The following is a 16947-nucleotide window of genomic DNA, read 5'->3' on the forward strand; positions in this document are numbered from 1 at the left end:
CAGCTAATATGGCCTGTAGTCAATGACCAGCCGCTTTCAGCGACATTTTCATCTCCCTGTAATATGAGGTATTATATTAAGGTATTTACACACTTATGTTAACGGAGTGTAAGCGGCATGCCGCGGCCTTACGCTTCCAGCTATGATCGAAAGGAAGGGAATAAGTTGTCCTTATTGCAACGAATCCGTGGGATCCATACAAAGCCGTTTGTTTTTTTCTCCATTATTATGATTTTGAAAATCTATATCGCTTGGCTCGCCATCTTCGACGGGGCACAGCCCTGGGGGCCGCTGCTGAAGGAAATCCCCTTCATTTGGGTCACGTTCTCGCTGATCGAATGGTTCTCGTCCAAGCGGAAAATCGGTATTTATCTCGCCGTTAATCTCCTGATTACGGCCGTTCTGTTCGCCGCGATTATGTATTACAAGTATTACGGCGTCATCGTTACTTATCACGCGCTGCAGCAGGTCAATCAGGTCACCGCGGTCAAGAACAGCGTCTTTTCATTGCTCTCTCCGCATTACCTGTTAATTTTTCTGGACATTGTGGTTTTGGCCTTCTGGCTGATGCGCAAAAAACGGGCCCATAAACTCAAAAGCTTCTTCAATTTAAATCGGATAAGCGGAAGCGTGGCTGCCGTAATCTTTGCAGTCTCCTTGGCGCTTTGCATTTTCAATATCTGGCCGAACCGGGCCAGCATGAACGAAATCAAGCAGGCCGAGCAAATGGGGATTCTCAATTACGAGACGTATGCCATTTTCAAAAGCAAGGATTCCGAGCTCACCGACAAGAAAGAAATTACGCAGGCCAAAATCGACCAAATCAAAGGCATCACCGCTCCAGTCGCGGAGCCTGTTCATTTCGGAGCGGCCCAGGGCAAGAACGTGATCATCATTCAAATGGAATCATTTCAGAATTTCCTGATCGATTTCAAGCTCGACGGCCGGGAAGTCACTCCGACGATGAACAAGCTTGCCAAGGAAAATACTTATTTCAAGCACTTCTATCAAATGGTTGGTCAGGGCAACACTTCTGATGCCGAATTCGTGGTGAACACGTCCTTCTATATTCCTTACAACGAAGCGGCTACGCAGAATTACGCCTACAAACAGCTCCCGAGCCTGCCGAAGCTGCTGAAGGCCCAGGGCTACGATACGGCTACCTTCCATACGAATGTGGTGGACTTCTGGAACCGCCGTGCGTTGTATGAGGCGCTGGGATTCGACCGCTTCTACGATAAAACGTTTTTCGGGAGCGAGGATACCGTCTTCTTCGGTCCTTCCGACGAGGTGCTGTACAAAAAAACGAGCGATGAACTCCAAATGATGCATGATGCGGATCGTCCATTTTACGCTCAAGTGATCTCCATGACCTCACACCATCCGTTCACCCTCCCGGATGAGAAGCGTTTGTTCCCGCTCCCTGAACGATATCAGGACAACATGGTCGGCGACTATATCCAGGCGCAAAATTATGCGGATCACGCGCTGGGTGAATTTATCGACGATCTGAAGCAGCGGGGCATTTGGGACGATAGCATCGTCATCATTTACGGCGACCATCTTGGACTGCCGATGTACTCCCTGGACAAACAGGGCCTGGAGCTGATGAAGGAAATCTACGGCGAAGAATACAGCTATAACGATATGATTAACATTCCATTGATTATTTCAGCGCCTAACGTTTCCGAACCAGCAGTTGTAAATACGATCGGCGGTCAGGTCGACGTATTGCCGACCTTGGCGAATCTGCTTGGCATATCGCTTGACCAGCAGATCCATTTCGGCCAGGATTTGTTCAACCAGACGTATAACCTGCTGCCGCAGCGCTACTATTTGCCTTCGGGCTCATTCCTGAACGATAAAGCCTTATTCGTTCCCGGTATCGAATACCAAGACGGAATCCATTTCACTTATGACGGTGACGGATCTCAGGCTGCGCACAATTTATCTACGCAAAAAGAGTATGACCGCGCGCTGGAGCTGCTGCATCTGTCCGACAGCTACGTGCGTCAGCTTCCAGATGTACCTGTAGAATGACTTTTTAGACAAACGGGCGTGCTGCCCCTCATATTTCCCAGTAAAGCAAAATAAGCGGCTGCACATGAATGTGCGCCGCTTATTTTGTTAGTAGAATGCATTCCAGGGCGCTCCTGCATTTAAGCTGCCTGGAGTTCTGCTTCTTTTTTTCGCAAAAATTTCCGGTTCCGCCAGCGAATGTAGCAGAAGATGCTTCGGATATACTCATCCGCAATCATACAGCCGTAAATGGCGACGATTCCCCAGCCCATCGAAATCCCCAGGACATAGGAGCAGCCAGTAGCCACGATCCACATGACCGTCAGCGATACGTACATCGTATATCTCGTATCCCCTACGGCATTCAGCGCGTTCCCCAGCGTCATATTCAGGACTTTGGCAGGCTGCAGCGCCAGATTCATCCAGAGCAGCGATCCGCAAATCAGCAATATCCCTTCATCCTGTGTAAACAGGCCCAATATATGTTTGCCGAACAAGACCAGGAGCCAGGTATTGATAATGACCAGCGGCAGCCCTGCCGACAACGAGCGGTATACCGCCTTGTAGGCTTCCTTCGTCCGGCCTGCCCCGTATAGATGGGCAATTTGTATCTGTACGGCGAGGGCAAGAGAGAAGCCTAGCAGGAAGCAGAAGGTTTCCAATGTGCTCATGTACGTCCTTGCCGCCAGCTCCATGGAGCCAAGCGTCGCTATGAAAGAGTAAATGATGAGCTGCGAGAACACCCAGCTGCCTGAGTTGACCCCAAGCGGCCAGCCGATGACGAGCACTTCCTTGAACAACTTGCGATCAAACAAGGTGATGTCGCGAAGGCCGATTCTCCGTTCGAAGGCAACCAGGAACATAAGGAGCAGCATCACCGTAGCCAGCAAACGACTCGTTACCGTCGAAATCGCGACCCCGGTCAGGCCAAGCTGCGGAAATCCAAGCTCTCCAAAAATAAAGCCATAGTTCATCACAATATGGATGATGTTCATCGCTACGGCAATGTACATCGGCCCCTTCGTATTGCCGGTGTTGCGAATCGCGGTGCTGAGCGCAGACATAAGCGCGGTCAGGATCATTCCGCCGCCGACGATCGAAATGTACGTCATGGCCAGCGGCATCAGCTCCTCGGGCAGCTGCAGCATTCTTGCTATAGGAGCGGGAAAGGCCACGAGCATCAGGCTTAGCCCGAGGCCGATCAATGCCGTTACTTTCACCGAGATGACGGCGACCGTTCTAGCGTCTTCCTCGCGCCTTGAGCCAAGTTTCTGGGCGATGACGATCCCGGCTCCGCTCGCTACAGTAGCAAACAGCGTCGTCAATGCATTGAAGAGCTGATTGGAGAAGCCGACGACCGCTACGGCGTCATCCGAGATGCGGCTTACCATCAGCGTATCGACGGCGCCCAGCAGGAATTGCAGGAACATTTCAATGAAGATCGGCCAGGTCAGCACCCAAAGGCCGAATTTATCTTTCTCTCTACTCCGTATTTTTTTCATTATTACAACCTCCAGTATGGCGGAGAAGATATCAACCATCCGTAATATAACTTGTAAAAGCCGTTATAAAAGTCCCATTTCGCTTTCAGGCGGGAATTCGCTTTAAGCTGGTGCTGGTTTCCAGCCGCCGCGCTCCTTCAAAAGCAATCAGGATGCAGATGCCTGACAATCATACTTTTTAACTAACTTTTAGCATGAGACACATTATAGATGTTATATTGGAATGGATGTATCACTCAACCAACTGAATCTTTAAATATTCAAACCTGAATGCAATTGTACTAGGAGGTAGTTCACTTGTCAGTCATTCAATTTACGGTTCCTCCCCTGCCCCACTATATCGCCAGCGGCTTGTCTCTGCTGAGTCCGGGACAAAAACATCCCAGCCGTCAAAATATCGATGTGTTCGATCTTCTCCTCGTCGACAAAGGCTGCCTTTACATGGGCGAGGAAGGACGCAGCTATGAGGTCAGCGAAGGGCATGCGCTCATTTTGCGGCCGGACAGCTATCACTATGCAGTAGCCGACTGCAAGGAGGATACGCTCTATCATTGGCTTCATTTTCATACGAGCTCCAATTGGTCCATCGAGACGGAGAGATGCGGCGAGCATTTCTCCTCGGGCGACGATCGTCCGGGATACATGCCGGCATCGGCTTTCTCCACATGGACATTCAGTGTGCCGGTCCCCCAATTTACGAAGGTAGTGCAGCCACAGAAGCTGAGCGACACCATTACGGAGCTGACTGAACTGAACCGGAGCCTGCATATCTCGGGTGCGAAGCTGCGCCAGCAAACGCTGTTCCAGGAAGTGATCTCCCTCTTGTCCGCCTCCATCGGCATGAACGGGCCGTCGCCGCAATCGATCTGCGCGGAGCGCGCCGCCTCGTATTTAAGGGAGCATTACAAGGAGCAGTTCTCGGCCAAGCGGCTCGGCGAGAGCATCAACTTCCATCCGGTCTACATCGCCCGCTGCATGCAGAAAGTATTCGGCTGCTCGCCTGCTGCCTATCTGCAGCGTTACCGGATCGAGCAATCCAAGCTGCTGCTCCTGCAAAGCAATTACACGGTGGAGCGGATCGCCGAGGAGGTCGGGTTCAACCACCCCGCCTATTTTACCGCCAGCTTTACTAAAATTGAGGGGCTGTCCCCGCGGAAGTATCGGCAGCGCTTTGCGTGGATCCATCAGTAATTTTATCCAATGCGACAGAATGTGACATGATTCTTTGCTATAGCACATCAACTCTACTATAATTCAAATAGGTCTCTGCAATTATTTCAACATGACCAAAACCTTTTACTGGGGGAAATACGTTGACACAAGTTAAAATATTCGCGGACAGTATTTCTGACGTACCGAGCTCTTGGATCGAACAGCATGATATCGGTATCGTTCCACTATATGTCGTGTTCGGTGAAACCGCTTATAAGGACAAAATCGAAATCACCACAACCGACATTTACCGCAGGGTGGATGAATACGGAGAGCTGCCCGGGACGGCAGCGCCTTCGCCTGCTGATTTTGTCGCAGCCTTTGCACCCTGCATCGAGCAAGGGAAGGACATCGTATTTATCAGCATGTCCTCGAAACTCTCTTCCACCTATCAGAACGCACTCATTGCTGCCGAAGAGTTCCCGGCCGGACGTGTTCGGGTCGTTGATTCGATGCACGTATCCGGCGGTGTCGCGCTTCTCGTCCTCAAAGCGGCATTGGCGGCAAAGAACGGCGCCGGCCCGCAGCAGATCGTTGAGCTCGTAGAAGAGTGGCGTGAGCGCGTTGAGATGGAAGTGCTTGTGGATAGCCTTGATTACTTGCATAGGGGCGGCCGCGTATCCAGTGTTCAGCATATGATCGGCAGCCTGCTCAAAATTCGCCCCGTGCTGCGAATCAAGGATGGCATCGTCATTTCCGCCGATAAATATAGAGGCAAAACGGAGAAGGCTGTTCAGCGGATGCTGCAGAATTTCCTCGATAATTTTCAAAAGATCGACCGTGATTTAATCATCGTGGCCCAGACGCTTGCCGAGAAAGCTGCGGATTACATCCGGACAACGCTGCTGGAGCAGACGGATGCAAAGGAAGTAGCCATTATCGAAGGCGGCTGCGCGATTTCCTGCCATTGCGGCCCGCGCACCGTTGCCATTATGTACATGCGCAAAGCTGCCCAGGCCTAGTATTCGCTTGGCGATTAATAGCCTTTGCAGGATTGGATGGCGCTTGATGGAGCCTGATGATGCCTGATAATGCCTCATGATGCTTTGATAGTGCTTGATAGAACCTGTATAATGCGCAAGGCACTTGGAGGGTGCTTTGAATTGACCGCTCTTTTCCCGGATTGGCTTTATGCCCCCGGCAATAAGCGGTCTTTTTGCTATAATAGTACACAAAGCGCAACTGCTTCGACATTGCATATGGAAACTTTTCGAGCAAATACTACGTAATATCTCATAATAGGAAACTCATAATTTGAACGGATGTCACCGGAGGTGAAGAGAGAATGAAACAAGGTTTGATGCGCATCGTTTCAGCCGTAATGGCAGCTGTATTTTTCGCCGGATTAACGAATGCTTCTTATGCAGAGGCGGGATATTTCGACGATTTTTTCAAAGGTGTCAAGGTGTTGTCCGAGCTCCCTAATGATATAAATGAAATTAAGGAAAACTATCAGGTCACCTTGGACAGGCTGGAGGAAGCGCAAGGAACGCTGGAGGCCTATCGTCAGCAGAACGAAGAACTTATGGCCAGCAATAAGGAGTTGGCCGCAACGGTAACCGCTTTGACTGAAGCCCAAGAAATCCGCGATGCCAAAGCCCACAAAACGCGAATTATGCTGATTACAGGCGCCGCTCTTATTGCAGGTTATTTCATTCTCCTTCGCGTGATCCGTGTTGTGCTGCGGAAGTAATCCTTGAGAGGGGAGGAAGGGGGATCAACGGTTGAACATCGAGTATAATAACGAATCCGCCCTGCTGGGCGGGCAGGCGGTTACTTTTCATTTGAAAGACGGGGAGCTCGCTCATGTGCTGCATCCGGGGCAAATTATTGCCTTTCGGGGAGCGAGCAGCCTGCGCAGCGATAAGTTAATGAACATTAAAGGGATGTACAGGAAGCGCAAACTGATCCGCGCGGATATCCAGGGCCCCTGCCAATTTGTCGCCTCTCTCCCCCCTTCGATTACGATGAAGCCGATTACACTTATGGCGGGGAGCGATTTGCTGTACGACTTCAAGCATTTGTTCTTTTATACCGAAGGCGTGAAGATGGAAACACGAATTCTCAGCATGAAAAACATGATGATCACCCGCGATGCGATTAAGATGAAGTTCTCGGGTGAGGGACTTATCGGAATTCTGACTCAAGGCCAGGTGCTGGAGCTGCCGCTCGATCCCGAGGAACCGATCTACGTGGAGGCTGGCAGCGTCATCGCTTACCCCGAAAACGCCAAACTGGAGCTGTCTGTTTACGGCAATCATCTTGCCAGCCAGCATATGCGCTACCAGTGGAAAATGACCGGACGCGGCCATGTCCTTATCCAAGCCGGCTCCGGCAATCGCGAGCTGGAACGCGATTTGCAGAACGAGGACGGCATCGTGAAGCGCTTCTTACGCGAGGCCATTCCGTTCGGCGGAGTGTTCATTAAGTAAGAGTGGGACTGGGTAACTGTATGGTGTTGAGGTGTTGAGGTGCTGAGGAACTTAGGAACTTAGGAACTTAGGAACTTAGGAACTTAGGAACTTAGGTGCTGAGGAGCTGAGGAGCTGCTAACGGACATGAGATCCGCTATTTGTGGTGATATTCCTTTTTATAAATGCTAACGGACAGGGAAGCCCTTATTTGGAGTTAATCATCCCATTTTCCCTCTATTTTAGCGATATAGCGGAACCTGTGTCCGTTAACTTCGATTTTACAGGTATTTTCGCCGAATAGCGGAACCATGGTCCGTTAGCATTACCAATACCCATTGCCAAAACCCCCAGCACAAAAAAAGGACTAGGGAAATCCCTAGTCCTTTTTTTATTACCACGCCGGCAACTACTTCGTAATCTTGCCTCTCCAAGAGCTAATTCCGCCGGCGAGGTGGGACAGCCTGCTGTAGCCGTTCTTGCTGAGGATCCGAGCCGCATTCTTGCTGCGCATCCCGCTTTGGCAGTAAAGCAGCAGATCCTTATTCTGTGGAATTTCGCCAAGCCGCCCTTGCAGCTGAGAGAGCGGAATGTTCTTTGCGTCAGGAATATGCCCTCTCATGTATTCGCTCGTTTCCCGAACATCGATGACCACCCGGTCCTTGGAGCTCTGCATTTCATTTCTGAACTGTTCCTCACGGAGCGTCTTCAAGCCGGGTGTAGGCCGGAAACGAGTATATGCGAACCAAACAATTAATAGAATGAATACTATATTGATTATTGTACCAGTCTCCATAATGGTTAACCACGCTTTCGCTGCTTATTACGCACAGAAATGTCCACGGACCGCGTATAGCCGCCGGAAGCCCCGGCTTTTTAACAGGCGCGCCGCCCGCTTGCTCTTGATCTTGCTGTCTGAGAGAATCAGTATTGGTTCACTCGGTGACAATTCGTTGTTCCATACGAAAGGAAGACGCCCGATCGAGATGTTAATGGCCCCTTGTACGTGGCACTCCCGGAAAAACACTTCGTCCCGGACATCAAGCATCTTCGTCTCTTCCGGCAGCTCCGAGGCGTTATGCAGTATGTTCACATCGACATAGGCCAGCCCTTTTACAGGCAGTAAATTGCGGAGCACCAAGTATCCTAGACCGGCTATTAATAAAACAATCAGCCACATGAGCATTTATCCTCCTATAATAGCTTATAGTGGCTTAGACCAATTCGTCTTCCCAAGCCAACAGCCCGCCCGTCATGTTTACGACGTTAAAGCCCTTCTCTTCCAGCAGCTCGCAGGCTAATCCGCTGCGGTTGCCGCTGCGGCAAATCACGACCAGTTCCTCACCCGCCGCGTCCAGTTCATTCAGTCTCTCCAGTACTTGTCCAAGCGGAATATGCTTCGCACCGCGAATATGGCCGGCCGCCCATTCTTCAGGTTCACGGACGTCCAGCATCTTAACATCCTCACCTGTCTTCAGACGTGTGGATAGTTCTTGCGGCGAAATCTCTTTACTTACCCGTCCTGCCATCGTTATCTCTCCCTCGTATCTTTTAAAATTACTTTCGAAATACTACCGGCTTTTGACCAGCAACTCGATCGCTTCCTTCACGACTTTATTGGTGTCCCCGCCGGTTGATTGCTCCTCCAAAATGCATTGCTGCAAATTCTCGGCCACGATTTGAGCGATAGCCCGGTCCGAAGCGTTGCGGACAGCGGACAGCTGACTTACCACTTCCTTGCAGGATTTGCCTTCATCCATCAGGCGGAGAACTCCCCGCACTTGTCCTTCTATTCTTCTCAAGCGGCGTTTCAAATCTTCGTTATAATTGTATTCCATTAGGGCTCACTCCATTTCATTTCACATAACCTATACACCTAAGGGTATATTATTCGAAAATAACGGCTGACGCAATCACCAACCGCAAGCAGCCGAGGAAATAACGCCCATAAACCTTACAATATCGACATCCATACCTTAACGGCGGTCAATGCGATTAAAACAATAAGCCCGTACCGCAAATACTTGACGTTAATTCTCCCGCTGAGCCACGAGCCGAGCGGTGCGCCAAACAGACTTCCAATGACCGTGAACAGCGTGGCTTCCCAGGGAATAGCCGCAGTGGCCAATTTGCCGGCTACTCCGCCGATCGCGGAGACGAACACGATCGCCAGGGAAGAAGCGATCGTAATCCGGGTCGGAATTTTCATGACCGTCAGCATGACTGGAATAAGGATAAATGCACCGCCGGCGCCAACGATCCCCGAGACGATGCCGACCAGAAAAGATATAATGACAGCGAATGTCCGATTAAATACGATAGGCTGTCCAACCGCCTCCCCTTCTTTGCCCTTGCTGGGGATCAGCATCAGGATAACCGCTATGACAGCCAGCACTCCGTAAATGATGTTGATGATCTCGCCGTTAAGATATCCGGAGGCAAGTCCTCCGGTAAGACTGCCGAACAAAATCCCGGCTCCCATATTTATGACAAGGCCCTTATGAATGACGGCCGATTGATTTTTGCCGTTTTTGAAATACACCAGTACGCCAGCAAGCGAGGCAAAGAACACCTGGAACATGCTGATTGAAGAAACTTCCTGACCCGTAAAATTCGCTACGCCAAGCGCCGAAGGAACGAATAGCAGTAACGGAAACGAGACGATCGCTCCCCCTATTCCCAGCAACCCCGAGAAGAAGGAACCAATTAACCCGAGCAGCAGCATGACGATAAATAACAGAAAGTCCATAGCTCCCTCCTTTCCAATCGCTTACCGAGCTGTATCCCAACATTTATGACTGTACGAATTGAAAACAAAAGGCTATACTTAAAACCAAGTAAACTTATATGAAAAAGGTGATGTCGTATGCTACAAGCGCTTCGCACCCTCTTCGCCGATCGTTGTCCCCAATGCCAACGAACTATGCAATCCCGGCAGGATAGCCTGCGCGTGCTGAAATCCTGCCCGCAAGGCCACTATAAAGAAGAGACTTATGCCAGCCTCGGCGTGCGCATCGTCTACGATTCGAAATAAGCGAACAGTGGGTTAAACCATGTTCGCTTATTTCTTTTAATTTTTTTTCACCAGAAAAATATAGACCCCGTAGTTCAATCGCGGGCTATTTATCATGCACGGCGCAGCGGTTCGGACCGATTTCCATTTCGCGCTGCTGCTCTTCATCTGGGTGTATTTTGCCCATATTGGTCTGGCGAATTTCCTGATAAGCGTTTGGATACTGTGGTAAATTTTCGCTGACCATCCGTCTGAATTCTGCTTCGGCAGCGACTTGCAAGCCAGGATTGTGCTTGTAGAGATCCCCGAGCCGCGCAGAGACAGCTCCGTCTTCTCCCAGCTCAGTCATCTTGCCAAAGTGGGCAGGAAGCACGATCAATTCATCCGATAACGATTTATAGCGTTCGTGCAAGGTAGTATACAGATCCCCAACCCAATCCTCTGCTTTGCCAGCCAAATCCGGGCGTCCGATGGATTCGACGAACAGAATATCACCGGTCAGTAAATACCTGTTATCAATAATGAAAGAAGTGCTGCCGATCGTATGTCCCGGGGAGTATATCGGCTGGATCTCGATTTTGGTATTTCCCACGGTGACGACGGTTCCTTCCTCCAGCTTCTCGTACTCAAACGTAACTTCTCCCGCATCCTTTGGAGGGAGCCAGTACGTTCCCCCTGTTTGCTCCGCCAGCTTGCGGCCGCCGGAGATATGGTCGGCATGCAGGTGCGTATCGAGCGCGTACTTGATCGCTGCTCCCTCCACTGCGGCAAAATCCTTGAACACCCCAGCCATTCTTACCGCATCAATAACCGCGGCTTCTCCTGCGGAAATGACCATGTAGGACAGACAGCCTTTGCCGATTCGCACGAATTGGTACAGCGAGCCGCCATCCTGCAGCTTGCCAATCAGCACAGGCTCCAAATGCTCGCTCCATGCCTTCATGCCGCCTTCCAAATAATACACGCCGCTTATTCCCGCTTCCACGAGCTGCTCGGCCACGAACTTGGAGGAACCTTCCTTGGCACAGACAACGAGAACTTCTTTGTCCTCCGGCAACCGCTCCAGCGCAGCATCTACGCTTTCCAGCAAATCAAAATAAGGAATGTTGACCAGCTCAATACTCTCCCCTTCGATTTGCCAATCGGCTACGTCGCTATTATTGCGAACGTCAAGAATGAATAAAGGCTCCTTGCTCAGAATCCGCCGGGTCAACTCGCCGGCCGTCATTTTTTGCAATGGTGAAGTAGTTGCTGACATTCGAGTTATCCCCTTTCGATAAATGATCGTTATTTAAAATGACAAGGATACATTCGCATCCTTCGCAAAATCGAGAAACGTTACAGCTCCGCCGACTTCAATGCCGTCAACGAAATCTTCTTTATGCAGGTTCATAACATCCATCGTCATCTGGCAGGCGATCAATTTCACGCCCAGCTCCTGAGCCATGCTGACCAATTCCGGGATTGAAGGAACGTTCGCATTCTTGAAGCCTTCGGCAAAATGTTCTTTCCCGGCCGGCAGCGGCAATTGCTGATGCCCTTGCTTGTGGATCAGGTTCAGTCCTTCAAACGTGAAGAAGATGGCTACCTCAGCCTCCGTTGCCGCCGAGGCCGTAGCGATATTGAATACTTTGTATGCGTCGAATAAACCACCGTTGCTTGCAATGATTGCTACTTTTGTGGACATCATAATACCTCCATGGGTTTCATTTATTTGATTTTAAAAAAGTGTTACTTCTCCAGTGCCCGTTCCTGAGGCCCGTTCCATTCCGTCATTCCCGGTATCACATTCTTCACCAGCTTGAAGCCTATATCGGCAAGAAGCTGGCAAGCTAGATCGCTGCGGCTGCCTGTCCGGCACACAACATAGATATCCTCGTCCGGATTCAACTCGCCCGCCCGCTGCTCCAGTTCTCCCAGCGGAATGGACTTGGCTCCGGGAATGCGGCCGAAGGCATATTCCGCAGGCTCGCGCACATCAAGAATCGTAATGGCTTCCTGCGCTAAGATTTTGGCTTGCAACTCATCATTGGAAGCGATATAGGGGTACTTCTGTTCCTCTTCAATCTCGTCGGGGCGCGATTTGCGAAGATAATGCTTGAGGACGCCATCCTTCTCAATGGTCCCCAAATATTGGTGACCCGTATTTTTGGCCCAGCCTTGAATATCTGCCAGCGAGCCCCCATCCGTGGCCTGAACCTCGATCACTTGACCGTGATCCATTCCATCCATGGCTTTCTTGGTTCTTACTATGGGCAAAGGACACGACAGTCCTTTACAGTCCAGCGTTTGATCGACTTGAATCTCTTTGGATGCGAACAATTCGATTCCTCCCTTTCATCATGATTTATCGCTTTGCATTATACATATACCCCTATGGGTATAAATCATAAATCAGAACCTTTAGGTTGTCAACAAGGGTGACCAAATTCTGCATTGGTGATGATTGCCACGACAAAAAACCTCTTCTTGCGAAAGGCGATACCCGCCACAAGAAGAGGTGATTACGTTAACGCTGCGTTTACCGCATCATCATATGATTGAATCTTTCCGGCGCGAATGCCGGATAATAACTAGGCAATTCAAGACCCTCGATGACATCCGCGACGATTTTAGCTGTCACCGGGCTGAGCAATATCCCATTGCGGTAATGGCCAGCCGCAAAGACAATCTGATCCGAAGCTTCAAGCGCTCCTAGCAAAGGACGGCCATCCTGGGTGGAAGGGCGAAGTCCCGCCCATTTGTGAAAAGGGATTTCCCCTTCCAGAGAGGGAAACAACCGTTTATTCCATTTGCGCAGCCGCTCTATGCCCTTCTCCGTAACCGAAGTATCGAATCCGGCAACATCCTCGGATGCGCCGCATACGACGGTGCCGTTATCTTTGGCAACCACGTAGCCTTGATTGTTGAAGACCATACCCCTCACCGTATGCTGAGCGTTATGATAAGCGCATATTTGCCCGCGAATCGGATAAATCGGAATGGGAAGCGCAATCGTCCCGGAGAGCTCCTGAGCCCATGCGCCGGAGCATACCACCAAGCGATCTGCCGCGAATTTTCGGCCATCCAAGGATCTCACGACAATTTCGCGTCGTAGAAATTGCGTCTGCTCCGGTATTTTCCTCGATTCTGGTTGCCAATCGACAATATCCACGCTCTCCAAGTGTTCGAAGATACGCACTCCCATATCCCGGCAAGCCTGTTCTAGCGCCTGCACATAATGCGGGGCATAAATGTGGCTCTCCTCCGGCGTGTATAGCGCCGCCTTGACTTCGCTGGAGATCCCCGGCTCGATCTCCCTGAGCTCCTCACCCTCAACAATCCGGCCGGAGGAGCCGAACGCTCGCTGCCACAGCAGCCTGCCCTCTAAGGCCAAGATATCGGCCTCATGGTACACTGCATAAAGACTGCCGGAGTTGGCATATTCAAAAGCTTGCCCCGACATATGCCTGACATCCTCTTGCCATGCCGGATACAGCCCCAGGCTGTCGAGGCACAACCGAAAAAATTCGTCCGGCTCTTCCAGGTTTTCAGAGTAAGGCGCCAACATGCCAGCGGCTGCTCCCGAGGCCTGCCCGCCGCATTTGCCGATCTCCAGCAGGGTGACGTTATGGCCTCGTTTCCGTAATTCAAAGGCGCAGGATAATCCGATAATACCGCCGCCCATAATCACTATATTCTGCATCATGCTATCGCTCCCAGCCGCTATTTTTCATAGGGCTATTCCAATATGAATTGTTCTAAACCGCTGCTCGCGGAAGCGTACTTCTTCCGGGCAATTCGTCCGGATAAATAAGCAAGACGCCCAGCCTCTATCGCGTGCTTCATGGCGGCCGCCATCATGACCGGATCCTTCGCCTTGGCTACCGGAGTATTCATAAGCACCCCGTCCACACCCAGCTCCATCGCTTTCGTCACGTCACTGGCCGTTCCAAGCCCCGCATCGACGATGACCGGTACGCCAGCTTCCTCTACGATCAGCCCTAAATTATAGGGATTCAATATACCGAGCCCCGTACCGATCGGCGCTGCTCCCGGCATGATCGCGGCAGCTCCCGCTTCTTCAAGCCGGCGGCAGGTAACTGGATCGTCGGAAATATACGGCAGCACCGTAAATCCTTCTTTGACCAGCATTTCCGTCGCCTTAAGCGTCTCGATCGGATCGGGCAGAAGCGTCTTTGCATCCGCGCTAATCTCGACCTTGATCCAATCACTCAGACCCGAGGCTCTAGCGAGCCGCGCGATCCGGACCGCTTCCTCGGCCGTGCTTGCGCCCGAGGTGTTCGGCAAATATTGATAGGCCTCATCCTCAATATGCTGCAAAATGGAATCATCCTCTACCGCGTCCAGATTGATCCGCCGAATGGCAAACGTAAGCACTTCCGCCCCGGAAGCTTTGATCGCTTCCTTCTGTACGAACGGGTTGGGAAACAGCCCTGTGCCAATAAAAAAACGCGACGACAGCGAACGGCCGCCGATACGCAAAGCATCGTCCCGCATCCGCTTAACCCCCTCCCACAAAATGAACTAGCTCGATGACCATCCCCGAGGCAACCGTTGTATCCGCCCACTGCTCAGGTGTCAAAATCACACCGTCTGCTTCCACGATAACCGGCTTGCCCGACAAGCCATAATGGGCGATCACATCCTGAACGGTTCCCGCCTCCAAGCTGTGCTTAACTCCATTCACCTTCAGCTCAACCATCTGCGTATTTCCCATGAACCGCTCCCCCTTGCTCCAGTTTGCGAATAAAGGCTTCGCATGTTCCTCTTACGTCCGAACTGCCTACAATTTCGGTCACCGCGCAAATTCGCGTTGCCCCGGCAGCAATTACTTCATCCGCATTGTGCAGCTTGATGCCTCCGATCGCTACGAATGGAATGCGGATTTTCGCCGCCACCTCGCGAACATAGGAGAGCGTCACCGGTGCTGCATCTGCCTTCGTAGCCGTCGAGTATACGGGACCGACGCCGATATAGTCCGCTCCCTGCTGTTCAGCCAGCAGCGCTTCCTCGATCGCATGCGTGGAAATGCCGATGATTTTGCCGCCGACCATTTTCCTGGCCACGGTAAGCGGCGTGTCGCCCTGGCCCAGATGAATGCCATCCGCATCCACCTCAAGCGCAATATCGATATAATCGTTGACGATAAAAGGGACATCATACCGGCGGGTCAATTCGCGAAGCCGCTTTGCCTTCTCCAGTACATCCGCCCGATCACTGTGCTTATCCCGAAGCTGCACGATATCGGCGCCGCCAAGAATAGCCTCCTCCATCACTTCGGCAAGCTCCCTGCCGGGATGGCTTTTCTCATCGGTAATAGCGTACAAACGAAAATCTCTCATCTGCTAACTCTACCTCCGTTTTGTATTTACCGGCTGCAAGACACAAAAAAGCCATTCGAGAATACACGAATGGCTTTAAATTCGATATGTTCTCTACGCCAGCATTACCTGGATCAGATTAACGGTCCGGAACATCAGGTTCCAATCTCAGCCGGACTTCATCCAGCACCCGCACTCCATATTCAGTTACTCTCACTATAACTTACCATAATCAGCTTGACAAGATTATTAAAACTATTATTTGCGAACGACAGAATAACCTTTATCCTTCAACAGCTGAACGATACCGTCTTTGCCTGGGTAATGCGCGGCGCCAACAACAATGAAATATTCCGCTTTTTTGTCGCTTTTCAGGTATCCATCGATTTTGTCGGCCATAACGATATTCCGGTCGGTCAGCATCGCTTTGTAATACTCCGGATCCTCGATCATGCTCTCAGTGAACTCAAGCAGTCTCTCGTCATCCCCTGATTTCCACATGTCAGCCATATCGTCCACAAGTTCAACCGAAACATCGAAGTTATCCAACGCCGTATTTAGGTTCTTCTCCTGTAGTTCGTTGGAGAAACTGTCGAGCATGCCCAATTGGGACTCGTAGGTTTCCAGCTCCAAAACCGGCACTTTGCGTTCCATGGCTTTCTGAATGAAATATAGGTCTACTCCAGCAGTTGCTTCATAACCTGCCTCCATCGATTTAAGTGTGCTGATGGTGGACTCTACAACCCAAGGCTTGAAGGCATCAAAGGCGGTTGGCTCCATACCGTTTTGCTTCAAAGTATCCTCTAGCTTCGCATATGTCTCCTTGGACACATGATCTTTCAGGGTCGTACCATCCTGATACATCCCGATATCCATGATCAGCTTCTGATTAGCTTCATCCGCAGCCTTGCTAAGATCAATCTCTACTCCCAAATAATCAGCTTCTGCAAAAGCCTCCTCGAATTCCGAACGCAGCGGATAAAAGCTGTCGTCCGCAATATGCATCGACCCTACCAGGTACACCGTATTCCCGTCATTTTTGACTTCCCACATGAAGCCGCGGGCACCTTCACCCGTTGCTTTAGAGATAAGAAGCACCGTCCGGGAATGCTGATCCCAATGTACTTTGTAACCTGCCGCTTCCCCAACGACTCTAATCGGAGCGTACGTCTCGCCGTTAATCAGCTTCGTCTTGCTGCTCAGCGTAACCTCCTTGCCGTCAATAACGACATGAATCGTATCATCCTGCACATCGCTTAGCTCCACATTCATCGCTTGCAGCGTTGATTTCAGTGGTACCATCGTTGTTCCTTGATCAACAATAGGCGCATTCGTTACGAATTCAACGTTCTTGTTGTTGATCTTTACCGACGCTTGCTGTGGAGCTGCTATTGCCGGAGCTGCTGTAGAGAGTAAGCCTACAGAAATCAAGAGAGATAAGAGCGATCGTTTCCAATTCTTCATGT

At 50.9% G+C, this 16947-nt stretch carries 19 protein-coding genes and 1 riboswitch; of the genes, 5 read left to right on the forward strand and 14 right to left on the reverse strand.

What is annotated here, in order from left to right; translation table 11 throughout:
- The first annotated feature begins 165 nt into the window (after positions 1 to 165).
- On the forward strand, positions 166 to 2040 hold the full coding sequence (locus ACYUJT_RS07200) for an LTA synthase family protein (protein ID WP_460319968.1): 1875 nt from the start codon (positions 166 to 168) through the stop codon (positions 2038 to 2040).
- A gap of 119 nt (positions 2041 to 2159) precedes the next feature.
- Here ACYUJT_RS07200 and ACYUJT_RS07205 read toward each other — a convergent pair whose 3' ends face one another.
- A complete protein-coding gene (locus tag ACYUJT_RS07205) occupies positions 2160 to 3521 on the reverse strand; it encodes an MATE family efflux transporter (protein ID WP_460319970.1) in 1362 nt (453 codons plus the stop codon).
- A gap of 297 nt (positions 3522 to 3818) precedes the next feature.
- On the opposite strand from ACYUJT_RS07205, the gene ACYUJT_RS07210 reads away from it, so the two are divergent.
- From ACYUJT_RS07210 to ACYUJT_RS07225, 4 genes are all read left to right on the forward strand, one after another.
- Positions 3819 to 4712, forward strand: coding sequence for a helix-turn-helix transcriptional regulator (locus ACYUJT_RS07210; protein ID WP_460319973.1), 894 nt, complete (start codon positions 3819 to 3821; stop codon positions 4710 to 4712).
- A 122-nt stretch (positions 4713 to 4834) separates the two neighbouring features.
- The gene (locus tag ACYUJT_RS07215) at positions 4835 to 5695 is read left to right on the forward strand and encodes a DegV family protein (protein ID WP_460319976.1); all 861 of its coding nucleotides are present in this window, start codon (positions 4835 to 4837) and stop codon (positions 5693 to 5695) included.
- A gap of 323 nt (positions 5696 to 6018) precedes the next feature.
- Positions 6019 to 6426, forward strand: coding sequence for a hypothetical protein (locus ACYUJT_RS07220; protein ID WP_460319978.1), 408 nt, complete (start codon positions 6019 to 6021; stop codon positions 6424 to 6426).
- A gap of 31 nt (positions 6427 to 6457) precedes the next feature.
- On the forward strand, positions 6458 to 7165 hold the full coding sequence (locus ACYUJT_RS07225; protein ID WP_460319981.1) for an AIM24 family protein: 708 nt from the start codon (positions 6458 to 6460) through the stop codon (positions 7163 to 7165).
- A gap of 388 nt (positions 7166 to 7553) precedes the next feature.
- Here ACYUJT_RS07225 and ACYUJT_RS07230 read toward each other — a convergent pair whose 3' ends face one another.
- The 13 genes from ACYUJT_RS07230 to ACYUJT_RS07290 form a co-directional block, all read right to left on the reverse strand.
- The gene (locus ACYUJT_RS07230; protein WP_460319983.1) at positions 7554 to 7820 is read right to left on the reverse strand and encodes a rhodanese-like domain-containing protein; all 267 of its coding nucleotides are present in this window, start codon (positions 7818 to 7820) and stop codon (positions 7554 to 7556) included.
- A gap of 147 nt (positions 7821 to 7967) precedes the next feature.
- Positions 7968 to 8324 carry a rhodanese-like domain-containing protein gene (locus ACYUJT_RS07235; RefSeq protein ID WP_460319986.1) on the reverse strand — a complete coding sequence of 119 codons (357 nt, stop codon included), beginning with the start codon at positions 8322 to 8324 and terminating at the stop codon, positions 7968 to 7970.
- A 34-nt stretch (positions 8325 to 8358) separates the two neighbouring features.
- Positions 8359 to 8673: a rhodanese-like domain-containing protein gene (locus ACYUJT_RS07240; RefSeq protein ID WP_460319989.1), complete on the reverse strand. Its 315-nt coding sequence runs from the start codon at positions 8671 to 8673 to the stop codon at positions 8359 to 8361.
- 42 nt (positions 8674 to 8715) lie between these two features.
- On the reverse strand, positions 8716 to 8982 hold the full coding sequence (locus ACYUJT_RS07245) for a metal-sensitive transcriptional regulator (protein WP_460319991.1): 267 nt from the start codon (positions 8980 to 8982) through the stop codon (positions 8716 to 8718).
- 116 nt (positions 8983 to 9098) lie between these two features.
- Entirely contained in the window at positions 9099 to 9893 is a 795-nt protein-coding gene (locus ACYUJT_RS07250; protein WP_460319994.1) for a sulfite exporter TauE/SafE family protein, read from the reverse strand.
- A gap of 370 nt (positions 9894 to 10263) precedes the next feature.
- Positions 10264 to 11415, reverse strand: a complete 1152-nt coding sequence (locus tag ACYUJT_RS07255; protein ID WP_460319996.1) for an MBL fold metallo-hydrolase — start codon at positions 11413 to 11415, stop codon at positions 10264 to 10266.
- Positions 11416 to 11448: 33 nt separating this feature from the next.
- Positions 11449 to 11844, reverse strand: coding sequence for a DsrE/DsrF/DrsH-like family protein (locus ACYUJT_RS07260; protein ID WP_460319999.1), 396 nt, complete (start codon positions 11842 to 11844; stop codon positions 11449 to 11451).
- A 44-nt stretch (positions 11845 to 11888) separates the two neighbouring features.
- Entirely contained in the window at positions 11889 to 12479 is a 591-nt protein-coding gene (locus ACYUJT_RS07265) for a sulfurtransferase TusA family protein (protein ID WP_460320001.1), read from the reverse strand.
- A 199-nt stretch (positions 12480 to 12678) separates the two neighbouring features.
- The gene (thiO, locus tag ACYUJT_RS07270; protein ID WP_460320003.1) at positions 12679 to 13845 is read right to left on the reverse strand and encodes a glycine oxidase ThiO; all 1167 of its coding nucleotides are present in this window, start codon (positions 13843 to 13845) and stop codon (positions 12679 to 12681) included.
- Positions 13846 to 13877: 32 nt separating this feature from the next.
- Positions 13878 to 14657: a thiazole synthase gene (locus tag ACYUJT_RS07275; RefSeq protein ID WP_460320005.1), complete on the reverse strand. Its 780-nt coding sequence runs from the start codon at positions 14655 to 14657 to the stop codon at positions 13878 to 13880.
- Positions 14658 to 14661: 4 nt separating this feature from the next.
- A complete protein-coding gene (gene thiS / locus ACYUJT_RS07280) occupies positions 14662 to 14877 on the reverse strand; it encodes a sulfur carrier protein ThiS (protein ID WP_460320007.1) in 216 nt (71 codons plus the stop codon).
- On the reverse strand, positions 14855 to 15502 hold the full coding sequence (gene thiE / locus ACYUJT_RS07285; RefSeq protein WP_460320009.1) for a thiamine phosphate synthase: 648 nt from the start codon (positions 15500 to 15502) through the stop codon (positions 14855 to 14857). Before thiE ends, thiS begins: the two co-directional genes overlap by 23 nt.
- Before the next feature lie 73 nt (positions 15503 to 15575).
- A riboswitch (TPP riboswitch) is annotated at positions 15576 to 15685 on the reverse strand.
- 54 nt (positions 15686 to 15739) lie between these two features.
- Positions 15740 to 16945 (reverse strand): TraB/GumN family protein, encoded by a 1206-nt coding sequence (locus ACYUJT_RS07290; protein WP_460320011.1) that lies wholly within the window; start codon positions 16943 to 16945, stop codon positions 15740 to 15742.
- Positions 16946 to 16947: the final 2 nt, after the last annotated feature.

The sequence above is a fragment of the Paenibacillus sp. YSY-4.3 genome, assembly GCF_054767475.1.